Here is a 20,197-nt window from a genome sequence, read left to right as displayed (position 1 = left end):
TCGCTCCTATTTTCGACGTCGTCGCCCGCGCAGGCGGGCGATCCAGTATTCCAGAGACCGTCGTGATAAATAGAGAAGCCGCGGCGTACTGGATGCCCCGCATTCGCGGGGCATGACAGCGTGCGGGGCTCAAGCATCCAGCCGGCTGAACACCAGCGTGGCGTTGGTGCCGCCGAAGCCGAATGAGTTCGACAGCACGGTGCCGATCTTGACGTTGTCGATGCGCTTGCGCACGATCGGCATGTCGGCGAACACCGGATCGAGCTCCTGGATGTGCGCGCTCTCGCAGATGAAGCCGTTGTTCATCATCAGCAGCGAATAGATCGCCTCCTGCACGCCGGTCGCGCCCAGCGAGTGGCCGGTCAGCGCCTTGGTCGCCGAGATCGGCGGGCACTTCTCGCCACTACCGAACACCCTGCGGAGCGCGTCGATCTCCGGCGGATCGCCGGCCGGCGTCGAGGTCGCGTGCGGATTGATGTAGTCGACCTTGGTCTTCACCGTCGACATCGCCATGCGCATGCAGCGCTCGGCGCCTTCACCCGATGGTGCGACCATGTCGTAGCCGTCCGAGGTCGCGCCGTAGCCGACGATCTCGCCGTAAATGCGCGCGCCGCGCGCCTTGGCATGCTCGAGCTCTTCCAGCACCAGCACGCCGGCGCCGCCGGCGATGACGAAGCCGTCGCGATTGAGGTCGTAGGGACGCGAGGCCGTGGCCGGCGTGTCGTTGTACTTCGAGGACATCGCGCCCATGGCGTCGAACAGCACCGAGAGCGACCAGTCCAGCTCCTCGCAGCCGCCGGCGAAGATGACGTCCTGCTTGCCGATCTGGATGGTCTCGTAGGCATTGCCGACGCAATGGTTCGACGTCGCACAGGCCGAGGAGATCGAATAGTTCACGCCCTTGATCTTGAACCAGGTCGCAAGCGTCGCGGAGGCCGTGGAGGACATCGCCTTCGGCACCGCAAACGGGCCGACGCGCTTCGGTCCCTTGGAGCGGGTGATGTCGGCGGCTTCGACGATGGTGCGCGCCGAGGGGCCGCCGGAGCCCATGATGATGCCGGTGCGGATATTGGAAACCTCGTCAGGCGATAGACCGGAGTCCTGAATCGCCTGCTCCATCGCGATGTGATTCCACGCCGCACCCTGGCCGAGGAAACGCATCGCGCGGCGGTCGACCACCGTCGCAGGATCGAGCGTCGGCGCGCCTTGCACCTGCGAACGGAAGCCGAGCTCGGCATATTTCTCAGCCCGCGAAATGCCCGACTTCGCCTCGTGAAGGCTCGCAAGCACTTCCTGGGTGTTGTTTCCGATGGACGAGACGATGCCCATCCCGGTGACCACAACCCGCCTCATGACAGCCTCGCCTCAATCGTTGTCTTCGTGGTGATGCGCTCAGCCCAGGCTCGTGCCCTGCTTGAACAGGCCGACCTTCAGATCCTTGGCGCGATAAATAATCTGGTCATCGACCGAAAGCCACCCGTCGGCAATCCCGAGCACCAGCTTTGAACGCATCACGCGTTTGATGTCGACGTTGTACACAACCTTGCGCGCCTCGGGCAGCACCTGGCCGCTGAACTTCAGCTCGTTCAGGCCAAGCGCGCGACCACGACCTTCCCCCCCGGTCCAGCCCAGATAAAAGCCGACCATTTGCCACAGCGCGTCGAGGCCGAGGCAGCCGGGCATCACCGGATCGTTCTTGAAATGGCAGCCGAAGAACCAGAGGTCGGGCTTCACGTCGAGCTCGGCGCGTACCAGCCCCTTGCCGAACTCGCCGCCATTGTCGTTGATCTCGGTGATGCGATCGAACATCAGCATCGGCGGCAACGGCAGCTGGGCATTGCCCGGACCGAACATCTCGCCGCGGGCACAGGCCAGCAGATCTTCGTATTCGTAACCGTTGCGCCTGTTCAGCATTCACGAGCCTCTGTTCAATCCCGGTTGAGCGGCGTTTTTTGGCGAAAATGGGCCCCGTCTCGATCGGAGAGCAACGCCAATTGCCACCGCCGGCCGCGACTCGCGCAAACCCCCGATGGACTGCGCACCAAGCCTTCACGCCCGGCCGCGCCAAAATCGGCTAAGCGGAACCGCGCGCTCTCTAACACAGGCCTTTTCGGGTGGCAAAGCGCATCCATGAAGGTAAAATGACGCGCTCACCAGGCGGTTCCAAGCCTGATTAGAACCTCTCTAGTTGCGAGAAACTTGCATCTGCATCTTTCTGTTCTTATATTACAAAGAGATATTGTTCACGCGTGCCCGAAAATCTGGAAATGAGCGAGAATACCGCGCCCCATCACGACGACGATGTCCATGCCGCAGCCCTCCTGTCCGGCCGCCAGCCGGCCCTGACCGGCTGCCCCTGGCACGACGTCAACGAAATGCTCCAGTCCGCCGGGCTCCGTCCGACGCGCCAGCGCATGGCCTTAGGCTGGCTCCTGTTCGGCAAGGGCGCACGTCACCTCACGGCTGAAATGCTGTACGAGGAAGCGACGCTCGCCAAGGTCCCGGTGTCGCTGGCGACCGTCTACAACACGCTGAACCAGCTCACCGATGCCGGCCTGCTCCGCCAGGTCAGCGTCGACGGCACCAAGACCTACTTCGACACCAACGTCACCACCCACCATCACTACTACCTCGAGAACAGCCACGAGCTGGTCGACATCGAGGATCCGCATCTGGCGCTGTCGAAGATGCCGGAGGTGCCCGAGGGCTACGAGATCTCCCGCATCGACATGGTCGTGCGCCTGCGCAAGAAGCGCTGAGATCGATCTAAACTACTGAATTCGTCGTTAGGGCCGGGCTTGTCCCGGCCATTTTCGTTTGCACTGTCATTCCGGGATGGCCCGAAGGACCAGACCTCAGGTGCGCAATTGCGCACCATAGTTCGATGCTGCGCATCGCCCCGGGATGACCCTTCGGGTCAATTCACCTGCTCGTCCGAATAGACACCCCAGAGGCGCTCCTGCTGGATCCAGCCGTCGAAGCCGTTGCCGATGACGCGGCACCAATTTGCGGCGCACTTCTTGACCTGCGTGACGACGCCAGCCTGGAGCTTGGCTGCAACCGCGCTGTCGGGATCGGGCCGGTCATAGATCGGGGCGAGGTCGTCCTTTTGCTTCATGGTGACGACCGCAGTGCGGCGGCCCGACAGCAGCGAGTGATAGACCCAGCCCTCGGCGCCTTCGGAATCGCGCACCCGGCGCCAGTTCTCGAATTCGGCGGTGATTTCGACCGGCAGGCCGGCGCGGGTGTAGACCCAGGCGACGTCATTGTCCTTGGTCGGACCGGCGCGGACGTTGACGTGATCCGATTTGAGACTGACATAGCGCGGCACCGGCAAGCCGCTGGCGGTCTGCGGGGTGGTATTATCCTTCGCCGAATGCGAGGGGCCGACCGAGGCGCTCAACCAGGTGCAAACGAGCGCCATCACCGAACAAAAACGCCCCAACGCCATCAACCCGTCTCCTGTCGAAGACCCGGCCAGGCCGGATCCTCACCGCAAATTCCAAAACCCGCCGCGTCTGCCCCTTCGTCCCGCCCCACGCGGGTTCCAACCGGTTCCAACCCTCGGCCCGTGGTTCTTGTCTTGGCCCGGCCTTCTGCTAGAGAGGACGGGCACTTCAACAACCAGTTTGCCCCGATTTTCCGGCAGGAAATGTCGGGAGAGCTTGGAGGAAACGCCGGGGACGGACACGGCAAGGGCAGTGTCGAACAACCGGGTTAATGAGGCCTCAACGACCGGCCTTTGGCGACAGAGGCGGCCTGCGACGCCTCATGAGAGCAGGACATGTCGGTGAAGAAAAAGCCCCTCGTCGTGGTGACGCGCAAGCTGCCGGATTCGATCGAGACACGGATGCGCGAGCTGTTCGACGCGCGGATCAATCTCGACGACACGCCGATGTCGCCTGAGCAGATCGCCGAAGCCGCGCGCACCGCCGACGTACTGGTCCCGACCGTCACCGACCACATCGGCGCCGATGTCGTGAACCAGCCCGACTGCAAGCTGCGCCTGATCGCCAATTTCGGCAACGGCGTCGACAATATCGACGTCGAGGCCGCTCACGCCCGCGGCATCACCGTCACCAACACGCCAAAGGTCCTGACCGAGGACACCGCCGACATGACCATGGCGCTGATCCTGGCCGTGCCGCGCCGGATGATCGAAGGCGCCTCGATCCTGACCGAAGGAAAGCCCTGGCCCGGCTGGTCGCCGACCTGGATGCTCGGCCACCGCATCGGGGGAAAACGTCTCGGCATCGTCGGCATGGGCCGCATCGGCCAGGCCGTGGCGCGCCGCGCCCGCGCCTTCGGCCTGCAGATCCACTATCACAACCGCCGTCCCGTCGCGCCTGTCATCGCCGAAGAACTCGGCGCGACCTATTGGGAAAGCCTCGACCAGATGCTGGCGCGGATGGACATCATCTCGGTGAACTGTCCGCACACGCCGGCGACCTATCACCTGCTCTCGGCGCGGCGGCTGAAGCTGATCCGCAAGGACGCCTACATCGTCAACACCGCGCGCGGCGAGGTCACCGACGAGGACACGCTGATCAAGCTGATCGAAGGCGGCGAGATCGGCGGCGCCGGCCTCGACGTTTACGAGCACGAGCCAGCGGTCAACCCGAAGCTGGTGCGGCTCGCCAAGGCCGGCAAGGTGACGCTGCTGCCACATATGGGCTCGGCCACGATCGAAGGCCGCGTCGAGATGGGCGAGAAGGTGATCATCAATATCCGCACCTTCCTCGACGCCCACAAGCCGCCGGATCGCGTGCTGCCGAGCATGCTGTAGGGCGCTGCTCGCCAAGGCTTGCCAATTTGGAAGGCTTGCCGATTTGGCTCGCAGACTTGAACGGAGCGGCCGCAGCGTTCTACGGCCGCTCCGAGTCGGTCACTGCTTCGCCAAGGCGGCCAGGATTGGGCCGGCTTCGGCGTCTTCCACGCATGGAGTAACCGTGATCTCCATCACGTTGGCCCATTGGGCATACCATTGATACATGGCCTTCGGGTCGTTGCTCTCCGAAATTGCAAAGCCCGTCCCGTTCATTCCGTGCCAGCGGCCGAGCATCTTCACGCCTTCCGGTGGTGCTCCCCCTGTCTTCAGAAACTTTTCGATTGCAGAGTCGATCAGATTCGGTGGCAATTTCCAGCTTGAGATGTACTTCATAGCAATCTCCAATCTGAAACATCCATTTGCCTTGCGGCGGCGTGAATTCAATCACGAAGGGAGACGGTAGCAAGTGTCGATTTGGACCCCCCGCGTGCCACGCGCCTAATCGCGATGGATGCTGAGATCAGCGATCACAGGTCCATCGCCGTTGAGTGGATTGGCGGGATCGCGCCCATAGCGCAGCGTCTCGAAGCGCATCGCGCGGGCGTCGATCATCAGGAGGCGGCCGATCAGGCCGTCACCAAAGCCGACGATCTCGCGGATCGCCTCCAGCGCCATCATCGAGCCGAGCACGCCCGCCAGTGCGCCCATGACCCCGGCCTCGGCGCAGGCCGGAATAGGTCCGGGCGGCGGCGCTTCCGGAAACAGGCAGCGGTAGGTTGGATTGAATTCGCCCTGCTCGTTCTTCTCATGGGCGCGGATGGTGGTGAGCGAACCGTCGAAGGTACCGAGCGCCGCGGTGATTAGCGGCCGCTTCGCGAAGAAGCAGGCGTCCGAGACCAGATAGCGCGTCGAGAAATTGTCGGAGCCGTCGAGCACGAGATCGTAGTCGCTGATCAGGCTGAGTGCATTGTCGGCGTTGAGCCAGGTGGCGTGACCGACGAAGCGCACATGCGGATTGAGCGCCGCAATCCGTTCCGCTGCGCTCTCGACCTTGTGCCGGCCGATGTCCGGCGTCGTATGGATCACCTGGCGCTGGAGGTTGGAGAGCGACACCACATCGTCATCGACCACGCCAAGCGTGCCGACGCCGGCAGCGGCCAGATACATCAAAGCGGGTGCGCCGAGCCCGCCGGCGCCGATCACCAGCACCGAGGCCCGCTTCAGCGCGGCCTGGCCGGGACCGCCGACATCGCGCAGCACGATATGGCGGGCATAGCGTTCGAGTTCGTCCGGGCTCAGCATTGTCTTTTGTCTCTCCTAACGAGCCATCGCTCCATCCCCTCATGGTGAGGAGCGCGGAACGCGCGTCTCGAACCATGAAGGCCCGACTGCCGCCCGTTGCCATCCTTCGAGACGCGGCCTTCGGCCGCTCCTCAGGATGAGGACTGTATACGCGGCTCGACCTTAGGCCTGAACCACCCCAACATTGTTCGCGACCAACGAGATGTGCTTCAATGGCATGTTTTTCAATGTTCTGGCGTTCAATGGGCTGGCTGGATTAGTCATGAGATCGATGCTTGCGGCAACACTGATGTTTGCGGCCGCCACGGCTGCGAACGCCCAGATGACGGCGCCACAGCTCCCCGGCGCCAAGCCGAAAACGGTCCAGACTGTTCCAGTCAAGCCTCCCGCAACGCAGACGCCGTCGGCGACGGCCGATGCCATGGCCAAAGCAGAGCGGCTGTCACTGCAATCCGACCTTGCCTGGGTCGGCCAGTATAATGGCGCCATCACCGGCGACGTCAGCGAGCGCATGGTCAACGCCATCAAGGAATACCAGAAGGCGAAGGGCGGCAAGCCGACCGGCGTGCTCAATCCGCAGGAGCGCGCCGCGCTCGCCGAGACGGCACGGAAGAAGCAGGAGAGCGTCGGCTGGAAGATCGTGACGGAGCCGACCAGCGGCGCCCGGCTCGGCATCCCCGGCAAGCTGGTGCCGCAGCAGGCAAGCGACGCCAACGGCTCGAAATGGACCTCGCCGACCGGCACGGTCCAGGTGCTGCTCAGCCGCCGCAAGGAGGTGAACCCGACCTCGGCAAAGCTCGCCGAGCTGGAGAAGGAGCCGTCGGGGCGCAAGGTCGACTACACCGTGGTGAAGCCCGACTTCTTCGTGCTGTCGGGATTGCAGGGCCTGAAGAAGTTTTACGTCCGCGGCACCTTTAGGGGCGACGAGGTCCGCACCATGACGATCCTCTACGACCAGGCGACCGAGAACACGGTCGAGCCGGTCGTGATCGCGATGTCGAGCGCGTTCAATGCGTTCCCGTCGGGACCGCTGGCCGGGCCGCCGCCGCGCAAGACCGTCGAATACGGCACCGGCATCGTCGTCAGCGACGACGGCGCGATCGTCACCGACCGCCTCGTCACCGATGGCTGCCTCGCGCTCACGATCGCCGGCTATGGCAGCGCCGACCGTCTCGCCGAGGACAAGGAGCACGATCTCGCGCTGCTGCACATCTACGGCGCGCGCGGCCTGAAGCCGCTCGGCCTTACGGGCGGTGCGGCGAAAGCCAATGTCGACATCGTCGGCATCGCCGATCCACAGAGCCAGGGCGGCGCAGCCGGCGTCTCGAGCGTCAAGGCTGCGCTGGCGCCGGTCACATCAAGCGATTCCGCACTGTCTCCGCCACCGGCAGTCGGATTCTCCGGCAGCCCGGCCATCGACGCCGACGGCAAGTTCGCCGGCATTGCGCTGCTGAAGCCGGCAATGGTTGCAGGACCTGCGACGTCGGTGCCGGTGTCACAGGCGGTAATGGTCTCCGCGGAGACGGTGCGCGGGTTCCTGAAGGCGAACGGTGTCACGGCGAATGGCACGTCGACGGACGCAAGGAGCTCCGTCGTTCGCGTGATCTGCGTGCGGAAATAGGACGGACAACATCACCACTCTCTCTCGTGTCCCGGACGCGGCGCCGCATGAAATGCCGCTCCGCTGAGCCGGGACCCAGGCTTCTTCAATTCCGAATTTGCGGCTTTCTGGGCCCCGGCTCGGCAGCGCATCAACGAGGTGCTGCGCTGCGTCCGGGGCACGAGATCAACTCGTGTGCGCGCACCCCCACACGTACGACTACGGGTCCGGTAATGGTACGGATTCGCTGGCATTCCCTATTCCGCCATCATCGTTACCGTTGATTCGGACCTCCGCGATCCCCTTTGGATCGGGCCGGCACGTCCTGAGCGAGAAGAGCTCAGCATCGAGATCGATGCACGTTCGCGTGGCGTATTCCTGACCCAAGCACTCCAAAGGATTGATCTTCAATGCACACGATCGTACTGGCCACCCAAAAGGGCGGCAGCGGCAAGAGCACGCTCGCCATCGGCCTCGCGCTGGCAGCCAAGCAGGCCGGCTTCACCGTTCGCCTGATCGAGACCGACCCGCAGGGCACCCTGTCCAATTGGCAGCGCCGCCGCAGCACCGATGATCTCGTGGTCGAGCCGATCTATCACGCTGCCGATATCGAGCCCCGCCTGAAGATGCTGGCCGACAGCGGCCTCCAGCTCGCGTTCGTCGATACCGCGGCCGGTCTCAGTGCCGCGACCACGGCCGCGATCCGCCATTCCGACCTCTGCCTGATCCCGGCCCGCCCGAGCGTCGCCGACATCGAGGCGACCGTTTCGACGCTGAGCGTCGCGCGCGCCTGGAAGCGGCCCTACAGCTTCGTGCTGAACCAGACGCCGATCCGCGGCCAGCGCATCGACAACGCCGCGGGCGCCCTCGCCGAGGAAGCCGCGCTCGACCTCACTGACGTGCTCGCGCGTCCGCTGATCGTGATGCGCAACGATCACCAGGACTCACTCGCGAATGGCCTTGCGGTAAGCGAATTCGCACCGAACGGCAAATCGGCTGACGAGATCCGCGGCCTCTGGCGCTGGATCGAGGCCCGGCTCGAGCTCACTGCGACAACCGGTGTCCTGATCAACCAAGTGATGTCGGACGCGGACGGCATGTTGCACCTCGCCTCTGACCTTGCCGCGGACGAGACCATCACACTGGCGTCCTGAACGGGGCAATCGCTCAGCCGCCAGGCGGCCCTTCGCCATCCGGAAGGGTCGCAGCGACTAAGCAATCCGGCGATCAGCCCGGCCGGATTGCTTCGCTTCGCGGTTTTTGGGAATCTTCGTAGCCCGGATGGAGCGCAGCGTAATCCGGGGCCTTCGCGCGGACGGATGCAGACGTCCCGGATTGCGCTGCGCTCCATCCGGGCTACGGCCCCGTCATCTCACTTCTGACACTTCGGACACCAGAAGGTCGATCGGCCATTCTGCGTAAACCGCTTGATCGTGCCGCCGCAGCGCGGCGTCGTGCATGTCTCGCCTTCGCGATCATAGACCTTGAAGGAGTGCTGGAAATAGCCGAGCTCGCCGGAGGTCTGGCGATGGTCGCGCAAGCTGGAGCCGCCGGCCTTGATCGCGTCGTTCAGCACGGTGTGGATCGCACCGACCAATCGCTTGGCGTGATCGGTTGGCTCGCCCTTCTTCGTCGACAACGTCGCGGCGATCCGGCGCGGCGACAGATGCGAACGGTGCAGCGCCTCGCAGACATAGATGTTGCCGAGGCCCGCGACCACGCGCTGGTCGAGCAGCGCGGCCTTCAGGCTGGTGGTCTTGCCGGCGCAGGAGCGCGCCAGCATCGCGGCGTCGAATTCGTTGCCGAGCGGCTCGGGTCCGAGCCCGCGCAGCAGCGGTTCTTCCTCGAGCGCATTGCGCGCAATCACCTTCATGTAACCGAAGCGGCGCGGATCGTTGAACACGATGTCGGCGCCCGAGGACATCCGAAACAGCACGTGGTCATGCGCGGAATCCTTACCCTTCGGATAGTGAAACTCGCCGGGCTGAGTGTCGTTGTCCGGCTTGATGACACGGAACGAGCCCGACATGCCGAGATGCATCAGCAGCACGTCGCCGGAGCCGAGATCGGCCATGAGATATTTTGCCCGGCGGCCGAGCCCGGTGACGACCTGCCCCTTGAGCCGGGCCACGAAGTCCGGCTGGAACGGAAAGCGCAAATCCGGCCGGCGGGCCTCCGCGACCAGGATTTTCGCGCCTTCCATGACGGGCTGAAGGCCGCGGCGGACGGTCTCGACTTCGGGCAATTCAGGCATGGTCAGGCATTCACCTTATGAGGGCGGTGTGATAGCGCCATTGCGGCGGGCAGGCTATGGTCCGCCTCGTGGAGTAGAGTAATGGATCGGCCGGGCGAAACCACGCATTTTGGCTTCAGGGACGTCCCCCTGGGGGACAAGCAGACGCTGGTGAACGATGTGTTTCGCAGCGTGGCGTCGCGCTATGATCTGATGAACGACCTGATGTCCGGCGGACTGCACCGGGTCTGGAAGGACATCATGATCACCGCACTCGACCCGCCCAAGGGCGAGCGGCCGTTCGCGCTGCTGGATGTGGCCGGCGGCACCGGCGACATCTCGTTCCGTGCCGCCAACGCGGCCGGCCCCGGCTTCCATGCCACCGTTTGCGACATCAACACTGATATGCTGGCGGTGGGGCGCGAACGCGCCGCCAAGCGGCATCTCGACACCCGGGTCGATTTCGTCGAAGGCAATGCCGAAGCGCTCGGCTTCGCCGACCGCAGCTTCGACGCCTATACGATCGCTTTCGGCATTCGCAACGTGCCGCGGATCGACCTTGCGCTGCGCGAGGCCTATCGCGTACTGAGGCCCGGCAGCCGCTTCCTTTGCCTGGAGTTCTCCACCGTCGAGATGCCCGGGCTCGACAAGCTCTATGATTTCTTCTCGTTCAAGGTGACCCCGCCACTCGGCCGCATGGTCACGGGCGACGCTGAGTCCTACCAATATCTCGTCGAATCGATCCGCAAGTTTCCGAAGCCTGCCACCTTCGCCGACATGATCCGCGAGGCCGGCTTTTCCCGCGTGAGCTGGCAGACACTCTCCGGCGGCATCGTCGCACTGCATTCGGGCTGGCGTTTGTGATCTCTGCTTTCACCCACATTGCGCGCCTGATCCGCGCCGCGTTCGTGTTTGCGCGCGAAGGCGTGTTCGGCTCGGTCGACCCGAGCCTGGTGCCGCCACCAGGACAACTTGCACTGAAGCTTGCGCGCATCGTGGAGCGCCGCGGCGTCAAGCACGGGCCGCGGATCTCGCGCGCGCTGACACGGATGGGACCGGCCTATCTCAAGCTCGGTCAATTCCTGGCGACGCGCCCCGACGTGGTCGGCGTCGTCATGGCGCGCGACCTCGAAAGCCTCCAGGACCGCCTGCCGCCGTTCTCGCAAGCCGAAGCAGAAGCGGCGATCACGACGTCACTGGAACGACCGCTCAGCGACGTGTTCGCGAGCTTCGGTCCGCCGGTCGCCGCCGCCTCGATCGCGCAGGTGCATCGCGGCGAAGTTTTGCACGACGGCATCCGCAAGCCGGTCGCGATCAAGGTGCTCAGGCCCAACGTCGCCACACGTTTCCGCCGCGATCTCTCCGATTTCTTCTTCGTCGCGCACAAGGCCGAAACCTATTCGGCCGAGGCGCGGCGGCTGCGCCTCGTCGAAGTCATCAACACCATGTCGCGCTCGGTGGCGATGGAGATGGACCTGAGGCTGGAAGCAGCCGCGCTGTCCGAGATGGCGGAGAACACGCAGGACGATCCCGATTTCCGCGTGCCGGCCGTCGACTGGGATCGCACCACGCACAACGTGCTGACGTTGGAGTGGATCGACGGCATCGCGCTCAATGATCACAAGCGTCTCGCAGAGGCGCAGGTCGATTTGCCCGATCTCGGCCGCAAGGTGATCCAGAGCTTTCTGCGCCATGCGCTGCGCGACGGCTTCTTCCACGCCGACATGCATCCGGGCAACCTGTTCCTGGATGATACCGGCCGTCTCGTCGCGGTCGATTTCGGCATCATGGGCCGGCTCGGCATGAAGGAGCGGCGCTTTCTCGCCGAGATCCTGCTCGGCTTCATCACCCGCGACTACCGCCGCGTGGCGGAAGTGCATTTCGAGGCGGGCTACGTGCCCGCGCATCATTCGGTCGAGAATTTCGCGCAGGCCATCCGCGCCATCGGCGAGCCCATTCACAACCGCACCGCCGAGGAGATCTCGATGGCGCGGCTCTTGACGCTGCTGCTCGAGGTCACCGGCCTGTTCGACATGAGAACGCGGCCGGAGCTGATCCTGCTGCAGAAGACCATGGTGGTGGTCGAGGGCGTGGCACGCGGCTTCGATCCCAAGCTCGACATCTGGAAGATCGCCGATCCCGTGGTGCGCGAATGGATCGAGCGCAACCTCGGCCCGATCGGCCGGGTGCAGGGCGCACTTGCCGGGACCGGCGACATCGCGCGCGTGCTGATGCGCCTGCCGGAGATCGCCGAGCGTTCGGTCAAGGTCATCGAGCAGCTCGAGACGATGACCCGCGAGGGCATCAGGCTGTCGCCGGAGAGCATCGCGGCAATGGGGCGCAGCGAGGGCCGCAAGAACCGCTGGCGCACCGTGGCGCTCTGGATCATCGCCGCGACCTTTATCGGGATCCTGATCGCCGTCCGGAATCTATGATTGCACTGCAATCACACGAATGATAGCATCGCTATCATTTCGTGCTGGAGGGCGTCATGGCAAGCCTGACCATCCGCAAGCTCGACGACGCCGTCAAAACCTATTTGCGGCTGCGCTCGGCCAAGAACCGCAGGTCGGTCGAGGAAGAGGTCCGGGTCATCCTGCGGGAGCTGATCGAGGGCCGCGAGGAGCCGCTGACGCCATTTTCGGCGCCCCCGGCAGTGTCCACCGCCCCGACGCCCCAGCGCACCGGCGCCCTTCCCGAGGCCAGCGTCACCCTGATCATCGGCGGCGGGATCGCGGCCTATAAGTCGCTCGACCTGATCCGGCGGCTGAAGGAGCGCCGCGTCGAGGTCCGCTGCGTGCTGACCAAGGCGGCGCAGCAATTCGTAACGCCGCTGGCGGTGAGCGCGCTCTCCCATGAGCGCGTCTATACTGACCTGTTCGACCCGCAGAGCGAGTTCGACGCCGGGCACATTCGGCTGGCGCGCGACTGCGACCTGATCGTGGTGGCGCCCGCGACGGCCGACCTGTTGGCGAAAATGGCGAACGGCCACGCCGACGATCTCGCCAGCGCCATCCTGCTCGCGACCAACCGCAAGGTGCTGCTGGCGCCGGCGATGAATCCGCTGATGTGGAGCAACGCGGCGACGCGCCGCAACGTCGCGCAGCTCCAGCGCGACGGCGTGGTGCTGATCGGCCCGAACTCGGGCGAGATGGCCGAAGCGGGTGAAGCCGGTATCGGCCGCATGTCGGAAGCCATCGAGATCGCCAAAGCCGCCGAGCGCCTGCTGCGGCCGCCGGTGCCGAAGCCGCTCGCCGGCAAGCGCATGCTGATCACCGCAGGCCCCACGCACGAGCCGATCGATCCGGTGCGCTACATCGCCAACCGCTCCTCCGGCAAGCAGGGTTTTGCCATTGCCGCCGCCGCACAGGCCGCCGGCGCCGAAGTGATTTTGGTGAGCGGCCCGGTCGATCTCGACGATCCCGCTGGTGTCACCGTGAAGCATGTGGAATCGGCGCGGCAGATGCTGGAGCAGGTGCAGGCCGCGCTCCCCGCCGACATCGCGATCTTCGCCGCCGCGGTCGCCGATTGGCGCGTCGCCAATGAGGGCGAGCAGAAGCTGAAAAAGACCGCGGCCGGCATGCCGCCGCTTCAACTGGTCGAGAACCCCGACATCCTCGCCACGATCTCGAAACTGACCGACAAGCGCCCGCCGCTGGTGATCGGCTTCGCCGCCGAGACCGAGCACCTCATCGACAACGCCAAGTCCAAGCTCGCGCGCAAGGGCTGCGACTGGATCGTCGCCAACGACGTCTCGCCGGCGACCGGCGTGATGGGCGGCGACCGCAACACGGTCCATCTCCTCAGCCGCAAGAATGGTGGGAAGGACGGCGAGATCGCGGTTGATTCCTGGCCGGTGATGACCAAGGAACAGGTCGCCATCGAACTGGTCGCGCATGTCGCAAGGAGCGTGACCGGCAAATCCCGGGAGACGGCATCTTGAGCACGAAGGTCACGGTCGAACTGCAACGCCTCGCCCATGCCGAAGGTCTGCCGTTGCCGACCTATCAGACGACGGAGGCAGCCGGCCTCGATCTGATGGCCGCGGTTTCGGACGCCGAGCCGCTGACGCTCGCGCCGGGCCAATATGCGCTGGTGCCGACGGGGCTCGCGATCGCCTTGCCGCCCGGACACGAGGCCCAGGTGCGGCCGCGCTCGGGGCTTGCCGCCAAGCACGGCGTCACCGTGCTGAACTCGCCGGGCACGATCGATGCGGACTACCGCGGCGAGATCAAGGTGATCCTGATCAACCACGGTGCAGCGCCCTTCGTGATCAAGCGCGGCGAGCGCATCGCCCAGATGGTGCTCGCGCCCGTGGTGCAGGCCGCGCTGGTTCCCGTGGCCACCTTGTCGGCGACCGATCGCGGCGCCGGCGGCTTCGGCTCGACCGGCCGCTAGCCCGACTGCGAGTTGGCTTCACCTCTCCCGCTTGCAGGAGAGGTCGCGGAGCGAAGCAACGCGGGTGAGGGTTCTATCCTCTAGGGGATTGTCCCGATGCGGAGACACCCTCTCCCCTGCCCTCTCCCGCAGGCGGGGAGGGAGCACACCTGCGTCGCGGCAAGCAGATCCCCACGATTCGCTAACGCACGGCAGCTCCAGCCGAATCACCCGAAGAATTACGTGACTCCGGAACCGCGCCCGGCATTTTTGGAGGGCCGCCTTTGCGTTCACGATCTGGACTCTTACCGGCAGAGTCGCGGTGGGGGTATTGTCTTTTGATTCGCGTGCGGCGGGGGTCGCCGAGCGTAAATCCGTGCGGTCTTGGGGCAACTATGTCAGGCGTGATCGTGTCGATGCGTCGGACGCTGCTGTCGTGCACATCGCTGGCGCGCAGCGGCTTGGTGGGAGGCGCGCTCGCAGCACTGCTGCCGGCTGCGCCGGCTGAGGCCGCCGACCTCGTCGACACCCTCTCCATCATGCTGGATTTCAACCGGCAGGAACTCGCGGTGCTCGCCACCGCGCTGGCGCTGCTCGGCTTCTCGGTGGTGGCCGCGATCCTCTTGATGCGCACGCGGGTGCGCACGGCGAAGAACGAGGCGCGGCTGCGCGCACGGATCGGGGAACTGCAACTCCAGGCCGACCGCTTCGGCGCGCTGCTGTTTGCCGAGCCGCAGATCCTGATCTCCTGGCCGGCCGGCGACAATCGCGCGCAGATTTCCGGCGATTTCTCCATGGTGCTGCCGCGCGATGCCTCCCCGCAGCGTGTGCTGGCATTCGGAACCTGGCTGCCGCCGGAACCTGCGCTGCAGATGGATCATGCGGTCGACGCGCTGCGCGATCGCGGCGACGGGTTCCAGCTGACGCTGACCACCGCGCACGGCCACACGCTGGAAGCCATCGGGCGTGCCATCGGCGGCCAGGCCATTGTCAGGATTCGCGAACTCTCCGGACTGCGTCGCGATTTGGCCGAGACCCATCTGCGCTACAAGGCACTCTCCGACGAGACCGAGATGCTGCGCGGCTTCGCCGCCGCCGCACCCTGGCCGATCTGGGCCAAGGGCGAGAACGGCGCGCTGACCTACGCCAACCCGGCCTATGTCCGCGCCACCGAGGCGCACAGCGTCACCGATGCCCAGGAGCGCAAGCTCGAGCTGCTCGACAGCGCCGACCGCACCGCGATGGAGCGGGGGCTGAAGGACGCGGCCCATTTCAATTCGCGGCTGCCGATCGTGATCGGCGGAGAGCGGCGCATCTACGACGTCCGCGCCGTCAATGTCGGCAGCGGCAGCGTCGGCGTCGCCATCGATGCCAGCGAGGCGGATGCGCTGAGCTCGGCGCTGGTGCGCATGGCGGAGGCGCACCGCCGCACGCTGGACCAGCTCTCCTCCGGCGTCGCCGTGTTCGACGGCCATCGCCGCCTCGCCTTCTACAACGATTCCTATCGCCGGCTGTGGGACCTCGACCGCAGCTTCCTCGACGCCAATCCTGATGATTCCAGCGTCCTCGACCAGCTCCGCGCCGCGCGCAAATTGCCGGAGCAGCCGGATTTCCGCGCCTGGAAAGCCAAGCTGCACGAAGCCTATCGCGCGGTCGAGACCGCCAAGGACACCTGGTTCCTGCCCGACGGCCGCGCGCTCTCGGTGGTCACCACGCCGAACCCGGAGGGCGGCGTCACCTATCTGTTCGATGACGTCACCGAAAGCCTCGACCTCGCCCGCCGCTTTGACGGCCTGATCCGGGTTCAGCGCGAGACGCTGGACAGCCTCGCCGAGGGCGTCGCGGTGTTCGGCAGCAACGGCAAGGCGCAGCTGTTCAACCCGGCCTTCGTCCGGATGTGGAAGCTGTCGAGCGACGCCATGCGCGACGAGCCGCATATCCAGACGGTGGAAGGCTGGTGCCATCAGCTGTTCGACGACCCCGTGGTCTGGCGCCAGATCCGCGAGGCTATCACCTCGATCGAGAACCGCGCCGATGTGCCGCTGAAGCTGGAGCGCAAGGACGGCAGCGTGCTCGACGGCATGATCCGGCCGCTGCCCGACGGCGCCACCATGCTGACGTTCCAGGACATCACCGACACCGAGAATGTCGAGCGCGCGCTGCGCGAGCGCAACGAGGCGCTGGAGGCCGCCGACCAGATGAAGGTGGATTTCGTCCACCACGTCTCCTACGAGCTGCGCTCGCCGCTCACCACCATCATCGGCTTCGCGCATTTCCTCAGCGATCCCTCGACCGGGCCGCTGACGCCGAAGCAGGCCGAATATCTCGACTACGTCACCAAATCGACCAACGCGCTGCTCGCGCTCACCAACAACATCCTGGATCTCGCCACCATCGATGCCGGCGCGATGAAGCTGGAACTCGGCCAGGTCGATGTCAGCAAGGCCATCGAGCTCGCGGCGGAGGGCATCCAGGACCGGCTCGCCACCGACCGCATCCGCCTCAAGGTCGAGATCGCGCCCGATGTCGGCAGCTTCATCGGCGACGAGAAGCGCGTGGTGCAGGTGCTCTATAACCTCCTCGCCAACGCCGTCGGGTTTTCTCCACAGGATTCCACCGTCGGCATCAGCGCGCGGCGCACCGAACGCTCCGTGGTCTTCACCGTGACAGATTCCGGACCTGGAATACCCGCCGACATGAAGGACAAGGTGTTCAACTGGTTCGAAAGCCGCTCCCAGGGCTCGCGTCACCGCGGCGCCGGGCTCGGCCTGTCGCTGGTGCGCTCCTTCGTCGAGCTGCATGGCGGCAAGGTGCGGGTGGATTCGATCGTCGGCCGGGGCACGGTCGTGATCTGCGATTTCCCGACCGACCAGGCGGCGCATCGCGACGCCGCCGAATGACGGAATCAATCACATTCTCCGTCGCGCTCCACAACGAGACGGCCACTGCACAGCTGATGGCCGACCTCGCGCTGCTGGTCGGTCCCGGTGACGTCATCACCCTCACCGGCGATCTCGGCGCCGGCAAGACCGCGGCGGCGCGCAGCCTGATCCGCTACCTCGCCGGCGACGAGGCGCTGGAGGTGCCGAGCCCGACCTTCACGCTGGTGCAGGGCTATGAGCTGCCGCCCTTCCCGGTGCTGCACGCCGACCTCTACCGCGTCGAGGACGAGAGCGAGCTCGAGGAGATCGGGCTGTCGCCGCTCCCGGAAGCCACGCTCGTCCTGATCGAATGGCCGGAGCGCGCGCCGTCGGCGATGCCGCAAGACCGCATCGACATCGCGCTGACGCACCGGCCGGCGCTGGGATCGAACGCACGCGCCGCCGACATCACCGGCCACGGCAAGAGCGCCGCGCAAGTCGCGCGGCTGAAGGCGCTGCGCGAATTCCTCGACGTGTCCGGCTATATCGACGCGACGCGACGGCGTATGAATGGCGACGCCTCGACCCGCTCTTATGCGCGGCTGCTGCGCGGCGACGAGATCGTCATCCTCATGAACTTCCCGCAGCGGCCCGACGGCGCGGCCCTCTACAACGGAAAATCCTACAGCGCCGCGGTGCATCTCGCCGAAAATGTACGACCGTTCGTCGCCATCGACGAAGGCCTGCGCGCGCAGGGAATCTCCGCGCCCGCGATCCATCATTCCGATCTCGACCACGGCTTCCTGATCACCGAGGACTTTGGCAGCGAAGGCGTGATCGAGGGCGATCCGCCGCGCCCGATTGCCGAGCGCTACGAGGCCGCCACCGATGTGCTGGCCGGGCTGCACGGCAAGACGCTGCCGGAGATGCTGCCGCTGGACGGGCAAACCTACGAGATCCCCGTCTTCGACGCCGAGGCGCTCTTGATCGAAATCGGATTGATGCCGGAATGGTATCTGCCTGATCGCAACGCGCCGTTGAGCGAGCCGGCGCGCGCGGAGTTTTTCGCGATGTGGCGCGAGCTGCTGAAGAAGCCGCTGGCGGCGCCGCGGACGTGGATCATCCGCGACTATCACTCGCCGAACCTGATCTGGCTTGAGCATCGCAGCGGCATCGAACGCGTCGGCGTGATCGATTTCCAGGACGCCGTGCTCGGGCCACAATCCTACGACGTGGTGTCGCTGCTGCAGGATGCCCGCATCGACGTGCCGGAGACGCTCGAGCTGACGTTGCTGTCGCGCTACATCAAGGCGCGGCGCGCGGCTGATGCGAGCTTCGATGCGGCCGGATTCGCCGAGCTCTATGCCATCATGTCGGCGCAGCGGAACACGCGCCTGCTCGGCACCTTCGCCCGGCTCAACCGGCGCGACGGCAAGCCGCATTATCTGCGCCACCAGCCGCGGATCTGGACCTATCTCCAGCGCTCGCTGGCGCATCCTGCGCTCGGCGCTTTGCGCGACTGGTATCTCGCCAACGTCCCGCCGCCCCAAGGACCGTCTCAAGAACCGTCGCAAGGGGCGTCTCAAGCCTGATTTGGGGCCGATTTACCGGCTGTTAGCCAAGACCTCGGTATTCTGACGGCGAGGCAGCCGGATAAATACGGGGCTGGAGCGGTGCAGATGGCGGTGAAGACGGACCAGCGCGGCAACAGCCGGGTTGTTTTCGAACGCGGGATTCCGGCCCAGATGATGGGAATCGACGGCACCTGGCGGCGCGACTGCACCATGGAGGACGTCTCCGAGAGCGGCGCCAAGCTGACCATCGACGGCTCGGTCGAAGGCCTGCACTTGAAGGAATTCTTTCTCCTGCTGTCGTCCACCGGCTTGGCATACCGGCGCTGCGAACTGGCCTGGGTCAATGGCGACCAGATCGGCGTCAATTTCCTCAAGGTCGGCGACAAGAGGAAAAAGGCACGTTCCACAGCCGTTGGGGCGTGACGGCAACACCCGTCGTACAACCGTCACGGCGGGTGGTTAAGGCGGTTGAGACGCGGTGCGGCTGATCAAGCCCCGTGCTAGGATTTGCTGCGAACGCGAAAGGTCTGAGAAAGCAAAGGATGTCCGTCAAACCGACCAAAGCCATGGTGCTCGCCGCAGGGTTTGGCCTGCGCATGCGTCCGCTGACGGACAAGATGCCGAAGCCGATGGTGCCGGTGGCGGGCCAGCCGCTGCTCGACCACGTGCTCGACAAGCTCGGTCAGGCGGGCGTGACCGAAGCAGTGGTCAATGTGCACTACCTGCCAGACCAGATCATCGATCACACCGCATCACGCCAGCATCCGCGCGTGACCATTTCGGACGAGCGCGACCAGGTGCTCGGCACCGGCGGTGGCGTGGTCAAGGCACTGCCGCTGCTCGGCGATGCGCCGTTCTTCCACGTCAATTCCGACACGCTGTGGATCGACGGCGTGCGCTCGAACCTGACGCGGCTCGCTGAGAATTTCGACCCGGCGCGCATGGATATCCTGCTGCTGATGGCGCCGACCGCAACCAGCATCGGCTATAGCGGCCGCGGCGACTACGGCATGCTGCCCGACGGCGCCTTGCGCAAGCGCAAGGAAAAAGAGGTCGTTCCGTTCGTCTATGCCGGCGCGGCAATCATGTCGCCGGCGATCTTTGCGGACGCGCCAAAGGGCGAATTCTCGCTGACAAAGATGTTCGACCGCGCCAACGAGCAGGAGCGGCTGTTCGGCCTGCGCCTCGACGGCGTCTGGATGCATGTCGGCACGCCTGATGCGGTGCATGCGGCGGAAGAGGCGTTTTTGGAGAGCGTGGCGTAGGGCTCTCTCGTGTCCCGTACGCGGAGCGGCACAACGTGCCGCTCCGCAGAGCCGGGACCCAGCCCATCCTCACTTGCGGAACGAAGTAATCTGGGCCCCCGGCTCAGCAGCGCATCACTACGTGCTGCGCTGCGTCCGGGGCACGAGAATGGTGATGCCGGCGAACAGCGGGGAAGACCTCGCGCCGACCCATGACCATTCGGGCTCGCCTCCCTAT

The 20,197-nt window shown here is 65.4% G+C and carries 18 protein-coding genes; 12 read left to right on the top strand and 6 right to left on the bottom strand.

What is annotated here, in order from left to right:
- Positions 1-129 precede the first annotated feature (129 nt).
- Positions 130-1,353 carry a beta-ketoacyl-ACP synthase I gene (gene fabB / locus CVM73_RS29215; RefSeq protein WP_100235246.1) on the bottom strand — a complete coding sequence of 408 codons (1,224 nt, stop codon included), beginning with the start codon at positions 1,351-1,353 and terminating at the stop codon, positions 130-132.
- Positions 1,354-1,392: 39 nt separating this feature from the next.
- A complete protein-coding gene (fabA, locus tag CVM73_RS29210; RefSeq protein WP_092289360.1) occupies positions 1,393-1,914 on the bottom strand; it encodes a bifunctional 3-hydroxydecanoyl-ACP dehydratase/trans-2-decenoyl-ACP isomerase in 522 nt (173 codons plus the stop codon).
- Positions 1,915-2,267: 353 nt separating this feature from the next.
- Here fabA and irrA point away from each other — a divergent pair, with 353 nt between their 5' ends.
- Complete coding sequence (irrA, locus tag CVM73_RS29205) at positions 2,268-2,759, top strand: iron response transcriptional regulator IrrA (protein WP_027546833.1); 492 nt, start codon at positions 2,268-2,270, stop codon at positions 2,757-2,759.
- Positions 2,760-2,917: 158 nt separating this feature from the next.
- Here irrA and CVM73_RS29200 read toward each other — a convergent pair whose 3' ends face one another.
- Positions 2,918-3,451 (bottom strand): SH3 domain-containing protein, encoded by a 534-nt coding sequence (locus tag CVM73_RS29200; RefSeq protein WP_100235245.1) that lies wholly within the window; start codon positions 3,449-3,451, stop codon positions 2,918-2,920.
- A gap of 333 nt (positions 3,452-3,784) precedes the next feature.
- On the opposite strand from CVM73_RS29200, the gene CVM73_RS29195 reads away from it, so the two are divergent.
- Positions 3,785-4,786: a 2-hydroxyacid dehydrogenase gene (locus tag CVM73_RS29195; RefSeq protein ID WP_100235244.1), complete on the top strand. Its 1,002-nt coding sequence runs from the start codon at positions 3,785-3,787 to the stop codon at positions 4,784-4,786.
- A 99-nt stretch (positions 4,787-4,885) separates the two neighbouring features.
- On the opposite strand, the gene CVM73_RS29190 is transcribed toward CVM73_RS29195, so the two are convergent.
- Together CVM73_RS29190 and CVM73_RS29185 are read right to left on the bottom strand one after the other, a co-directional pair.
- Entirely contained in the window at positions 4,886-5,161 is a 276-nt protein-coding gene (locus tag CVM73_RS29190) for a DUF3303 domain-containing protein (RefSeq protein ID WP_027572360.1), read from the bottom strand.
- 105 nt (positions 5,162-5,266) lie between these two features.
- Positions 5,267-6,070 (bottom strand): HesA/MoeB/ThiF family protein, encoded by an 804-nt coding sequence (locus tag CVM73_RS29185; RefSeq protein WP_100235243.1) that lies wholly within the window; start codon positions 6,068-6,070, stop codon positions 5,267-5,269.
- A 262-nt stretch (positions 6,071-6,332) separates the two neighbouring features.
- Between CVM73_RS29185 and CVM73_RS29180 the strand changes: the two genes are divergently transcribed.
- Together CVM73_RS29180 and CVM73_RS29175 are read left to right on the top strand one after the other, a co-directional pair.
- Positions 6,333-7,691, top strand: coding sequence for a serine protease (locus CVM73_RS29180; RefSeq protein ID WP_167407127.1), 1,359 nt, complete (start codon positions 6,333-6,335; stop codon positions 7,689-7,691).
- 389 nt (positions 7,692-8,080) lie between these two features.
- Complete coding sequence (locus CVM73_RS29175) at positions 8,081-8,824, top strand: ParA family protein (protein WP_100235242.1); 744 nt, start codon at positions 8,081-8,083, stop codon at positions 8,822-8,824.
- A 218-nt stretch (positions 8,825-9,042) separates the two neighbouring features.
- Here CVM73_RS29175 and mutM read toward each other — a convergent pair whose 3' ends face one another.
- Entirely contained in the window at positions 9,043-9,924 is an 882-nt protein-coding gene (mutM, locus tag CVM73_RS29170; RefSeq protein WP_100235241.1) for a bifunctional DNA-formamidopyrimidine glycosylase/DNA-(apurinic or apyrimidinic site) lyase, read from the bottom strand.
- An 81-nt stretch (positions 9,925-10,005) separates the two neighbouring features.
- On the opposite strand from mutM, the gene ubiE reads away from it, so the two are divergent.
- The 8 genes from ubiE to CVM73_RS29130 all read left to right on the top strand — a co-directional run bounded on the left by ubiE (position 10,006) and on the right by CVM73_RS29130 (position 19,980).
- Positions 10,006-10,767, top strand: a complete 762-nt coding sequence (ubiE, locus tag CVM73_RS29165; protein WP_100235240.1) for a bifunctional demethylmenaquinone methyltransferase/2-methoxy-6-polyprenyl-1,4-benzoquinol methylase UbiE — start codon at positions 10,006-10,008, stop codon at positions 10,765-10,767.
- Complete coding sequence (ubiB, locus tag CVM73_RS29160) at positions 10,764-12,338, top strand: 2-polyprenylphenol 6-hydroxylase (RefSeq protein WP_100235239.1); 1,575 nt, start codon at positions 10,764-10,766, stop codon at positions 12,336-12,338. Before ubiE ends, ubiB begins: the two co-directional genes overlap by 4 nt.
- A gap of 56 nt (positions 12,339-12,394) precedes the next feature.
- Positions 12,395-13,846, top strand: a complete 1,452-nt coding sequence (gene coaBC / locus CVM73_RS29155; protein WP_100235238.1) for a bifunctional phosphopantothenoylcysteine decarboxylase/phosphopantothenate--cysteine ligase CoaBC — start codon at positions 12,395-12,397, stop codon at positions 13,844-13,846.
- On the top strand, positions 13,843-14,301 hold the full coding sequence (gene dut / locus CVM73_RS29150; protein WP_100235237.1) for a dUTP diphosphatase: 459 nt from the start codon (positions 13,843-13,845) through the stop codon (positions 14,299-14,301). Before coaBC ends, dut begins: the two co-directional genes overlap by 4 nt.
- Before the next feature lie 374 nt (positions 14,302-14,675).
- A complete protein-coding gene (locus CVM73_RS29145; protein WP_100235236.1) occupies positions 14,676-17,180 on the top strand; it encodes a sensor histidine kinase in 2,505 nt (834 codons plus the stop codon).
- Positions 17,177-18,733: a tRNA (adenosine(37)-N6)-threonylcarbamoyltransferase complex ATPase subunit type 1 TsaE gene (gene tsaE / locus CVM73_RS29140; RefSeq protein ID WP_100235235.1), complete on the top strand. Its 1,557-nt coding sequence runs from the start codon at positions 17,177-17,179 to the stop codon at positions 18,731-18,733. The genes CVM73_RS29145 and tsaE overlap by 4 nt, the downstream gene beginning before the upstream one ends.
- Before the next feature lie 87 nt (positions 18,734-18,820).
- A complete protein-coding gene (locus CVM73_RS29135; RefSeq protein WP_100235234.1) occupies positions 18,821-19,138 on the top strand; it encodes a PilZ domain-containing protein in 318 nt (105 codons plus the stop codon).
- 119 nt (positions 19,139-19,257) lie between these two features.
- Positions 19,258-19,980, top strand: a complete 723-nt coding sequence (locus CVM73_RS29130; protein WP_100235233.1) for a nucleotidyltransferase family protein — start codon at positions 19,258-19,260, stop codon at positions 19,978-19,980.
- Positions 19,981-20,197: the final 217 nt, after the last annotated feature.

Source organism: Bradyrhizobium forestalis (assembly GCF_002795245.1).
In the GTDB taxonomy this organism is placed as follows: Bacteria; Pseudomonadota; Alphaproteobacteria; order Rhizobiales; family Xanthobacteraceae; genus Bradyrhizobium; species Bradyrhizobium forestalis.
Note: the sequence above shows the minus strand (reverse complement) of the source record. Positions and strands in the feature narration are given on the sequence as shown.

What these genes read in the sequence shown, in the direction of transcription:
- fabA (WP_092289360.1), bottom strand. Translation starts at nt 1,914, where the DNA reads ATGCTGAACAGGCGCAACGGTTACGAATACGAAGATCTGCTGGCCTGT.
- CVM73_RS29195 (WP_100235244.1), top strand. Translation starts at nt 3,785, where the DNA reads ATGTCGGTGAAGAAAAAGCCCCTCGTCGTGGTGACGCGCAAGCTGCCG.
- tsaE (WP_100235235.1), top strand. Translation starts at nt 17,177, where the DNA reads ATGACGGAATCAATCACATTCTCCGTCGCGCTCCACAACGAGACGGCC.
- ubiE (WP_100235240.1), top strand. Translation starts at nt 10,006, where the DNA reads ATGGATCGGCCGGGCGAAACCACGCATTTTGGCTTCAGGGACGTCCCC.
- CVM73_RS29190 (WP_027572360.1), bottom strand. Translation starts at nt 5,161, where the DNA reads ATGAAGTACATCTCAAGCTGGAAATTGCCACCGAATCTGATCGACTCT.
- coaBC (WP_100235238.1), top strand. Translation starts at nt 12,395, where the DNA reads ATGGCAAGCCTGACCATCCGCAAGCTCGACGACGCCGTCAAAACCTAT.
- CVM73_RS29185 (WP_100235243.1), bottom strand. Translation starts at nt 6,070, where the DNA reads ATGCTGAGCCCGGACGAACTCGAACGCTATGCCCGCCATATCGTGCTG.
- fabB (WP_100235246.1), bottom strand. Translation starts at nt 1,353, where the DNA reads ATGAGGCGGGTTGTGGTCACCGGGATGGGCATCGTCTCGTCCATCGGA.
- mutM (WP_100235241.1), bottom strand. Translation starts at nt 9,924, where the DNA reads ATGCCTGAATTGCCCGAAGTCGAGACCGTCCGCCGCGGCCTTCAGCCC.
- CVM73_RS29130 (WP_100235233.1), top strand. Translation starts at nt 19,258, where the DNA reads ATGTCCGTCAAACCGACCAAAGCCATGGTGCTCGCCGCAGGGTTTGGC.
- CVM73_RS29175 (WP_100235242.1), top strand. Translation starts at nt 8,081, where the DNA reads ATGCACACGATCGTACTGGCCACCCAAAAGGGCGGCAGCGGCAAGAGC.
- CVM73_RS29180 (WP_167407127.1), top strand. Translation starts at nt 6,333, where the DNA reads ATGAGATCGATGCTTGCGGCAACACTGATGTTTGCGGCCGCCACGGCT.
- CVM73_RS29200 (WP_100235245.1), bottom strand. Translation starts at nt 3,451, where the DNA reads ATGGCGTTGGGGCGTTTTTGTTCGGTGATGGCGCTCGTTTGCACCTGG.
- CVM73_RS29145 (WP_100235236.1), top strand. Translation starts at nt 14,676, where the DNA reads ATGTCAGGCGTGATCGTGTCGATGCGTCGGACGCTGCTGTCGTGCACA.
- CVM73_RS29135 (WP_100235234.1), top strand. Translation starts at nt 18,821, where the DNA reads ATGGCGGTGAAGACGGACCAGCGCGGCAACAGCCGGGTTGTTTTCGAA.
- irrA (WP_027546833.1), top strand. Translation starts at nt 2,268, where the DNA reads ATGAGCGAGAATACCGCGCCCCATCACGACGACGATGTCCATGCCGCA.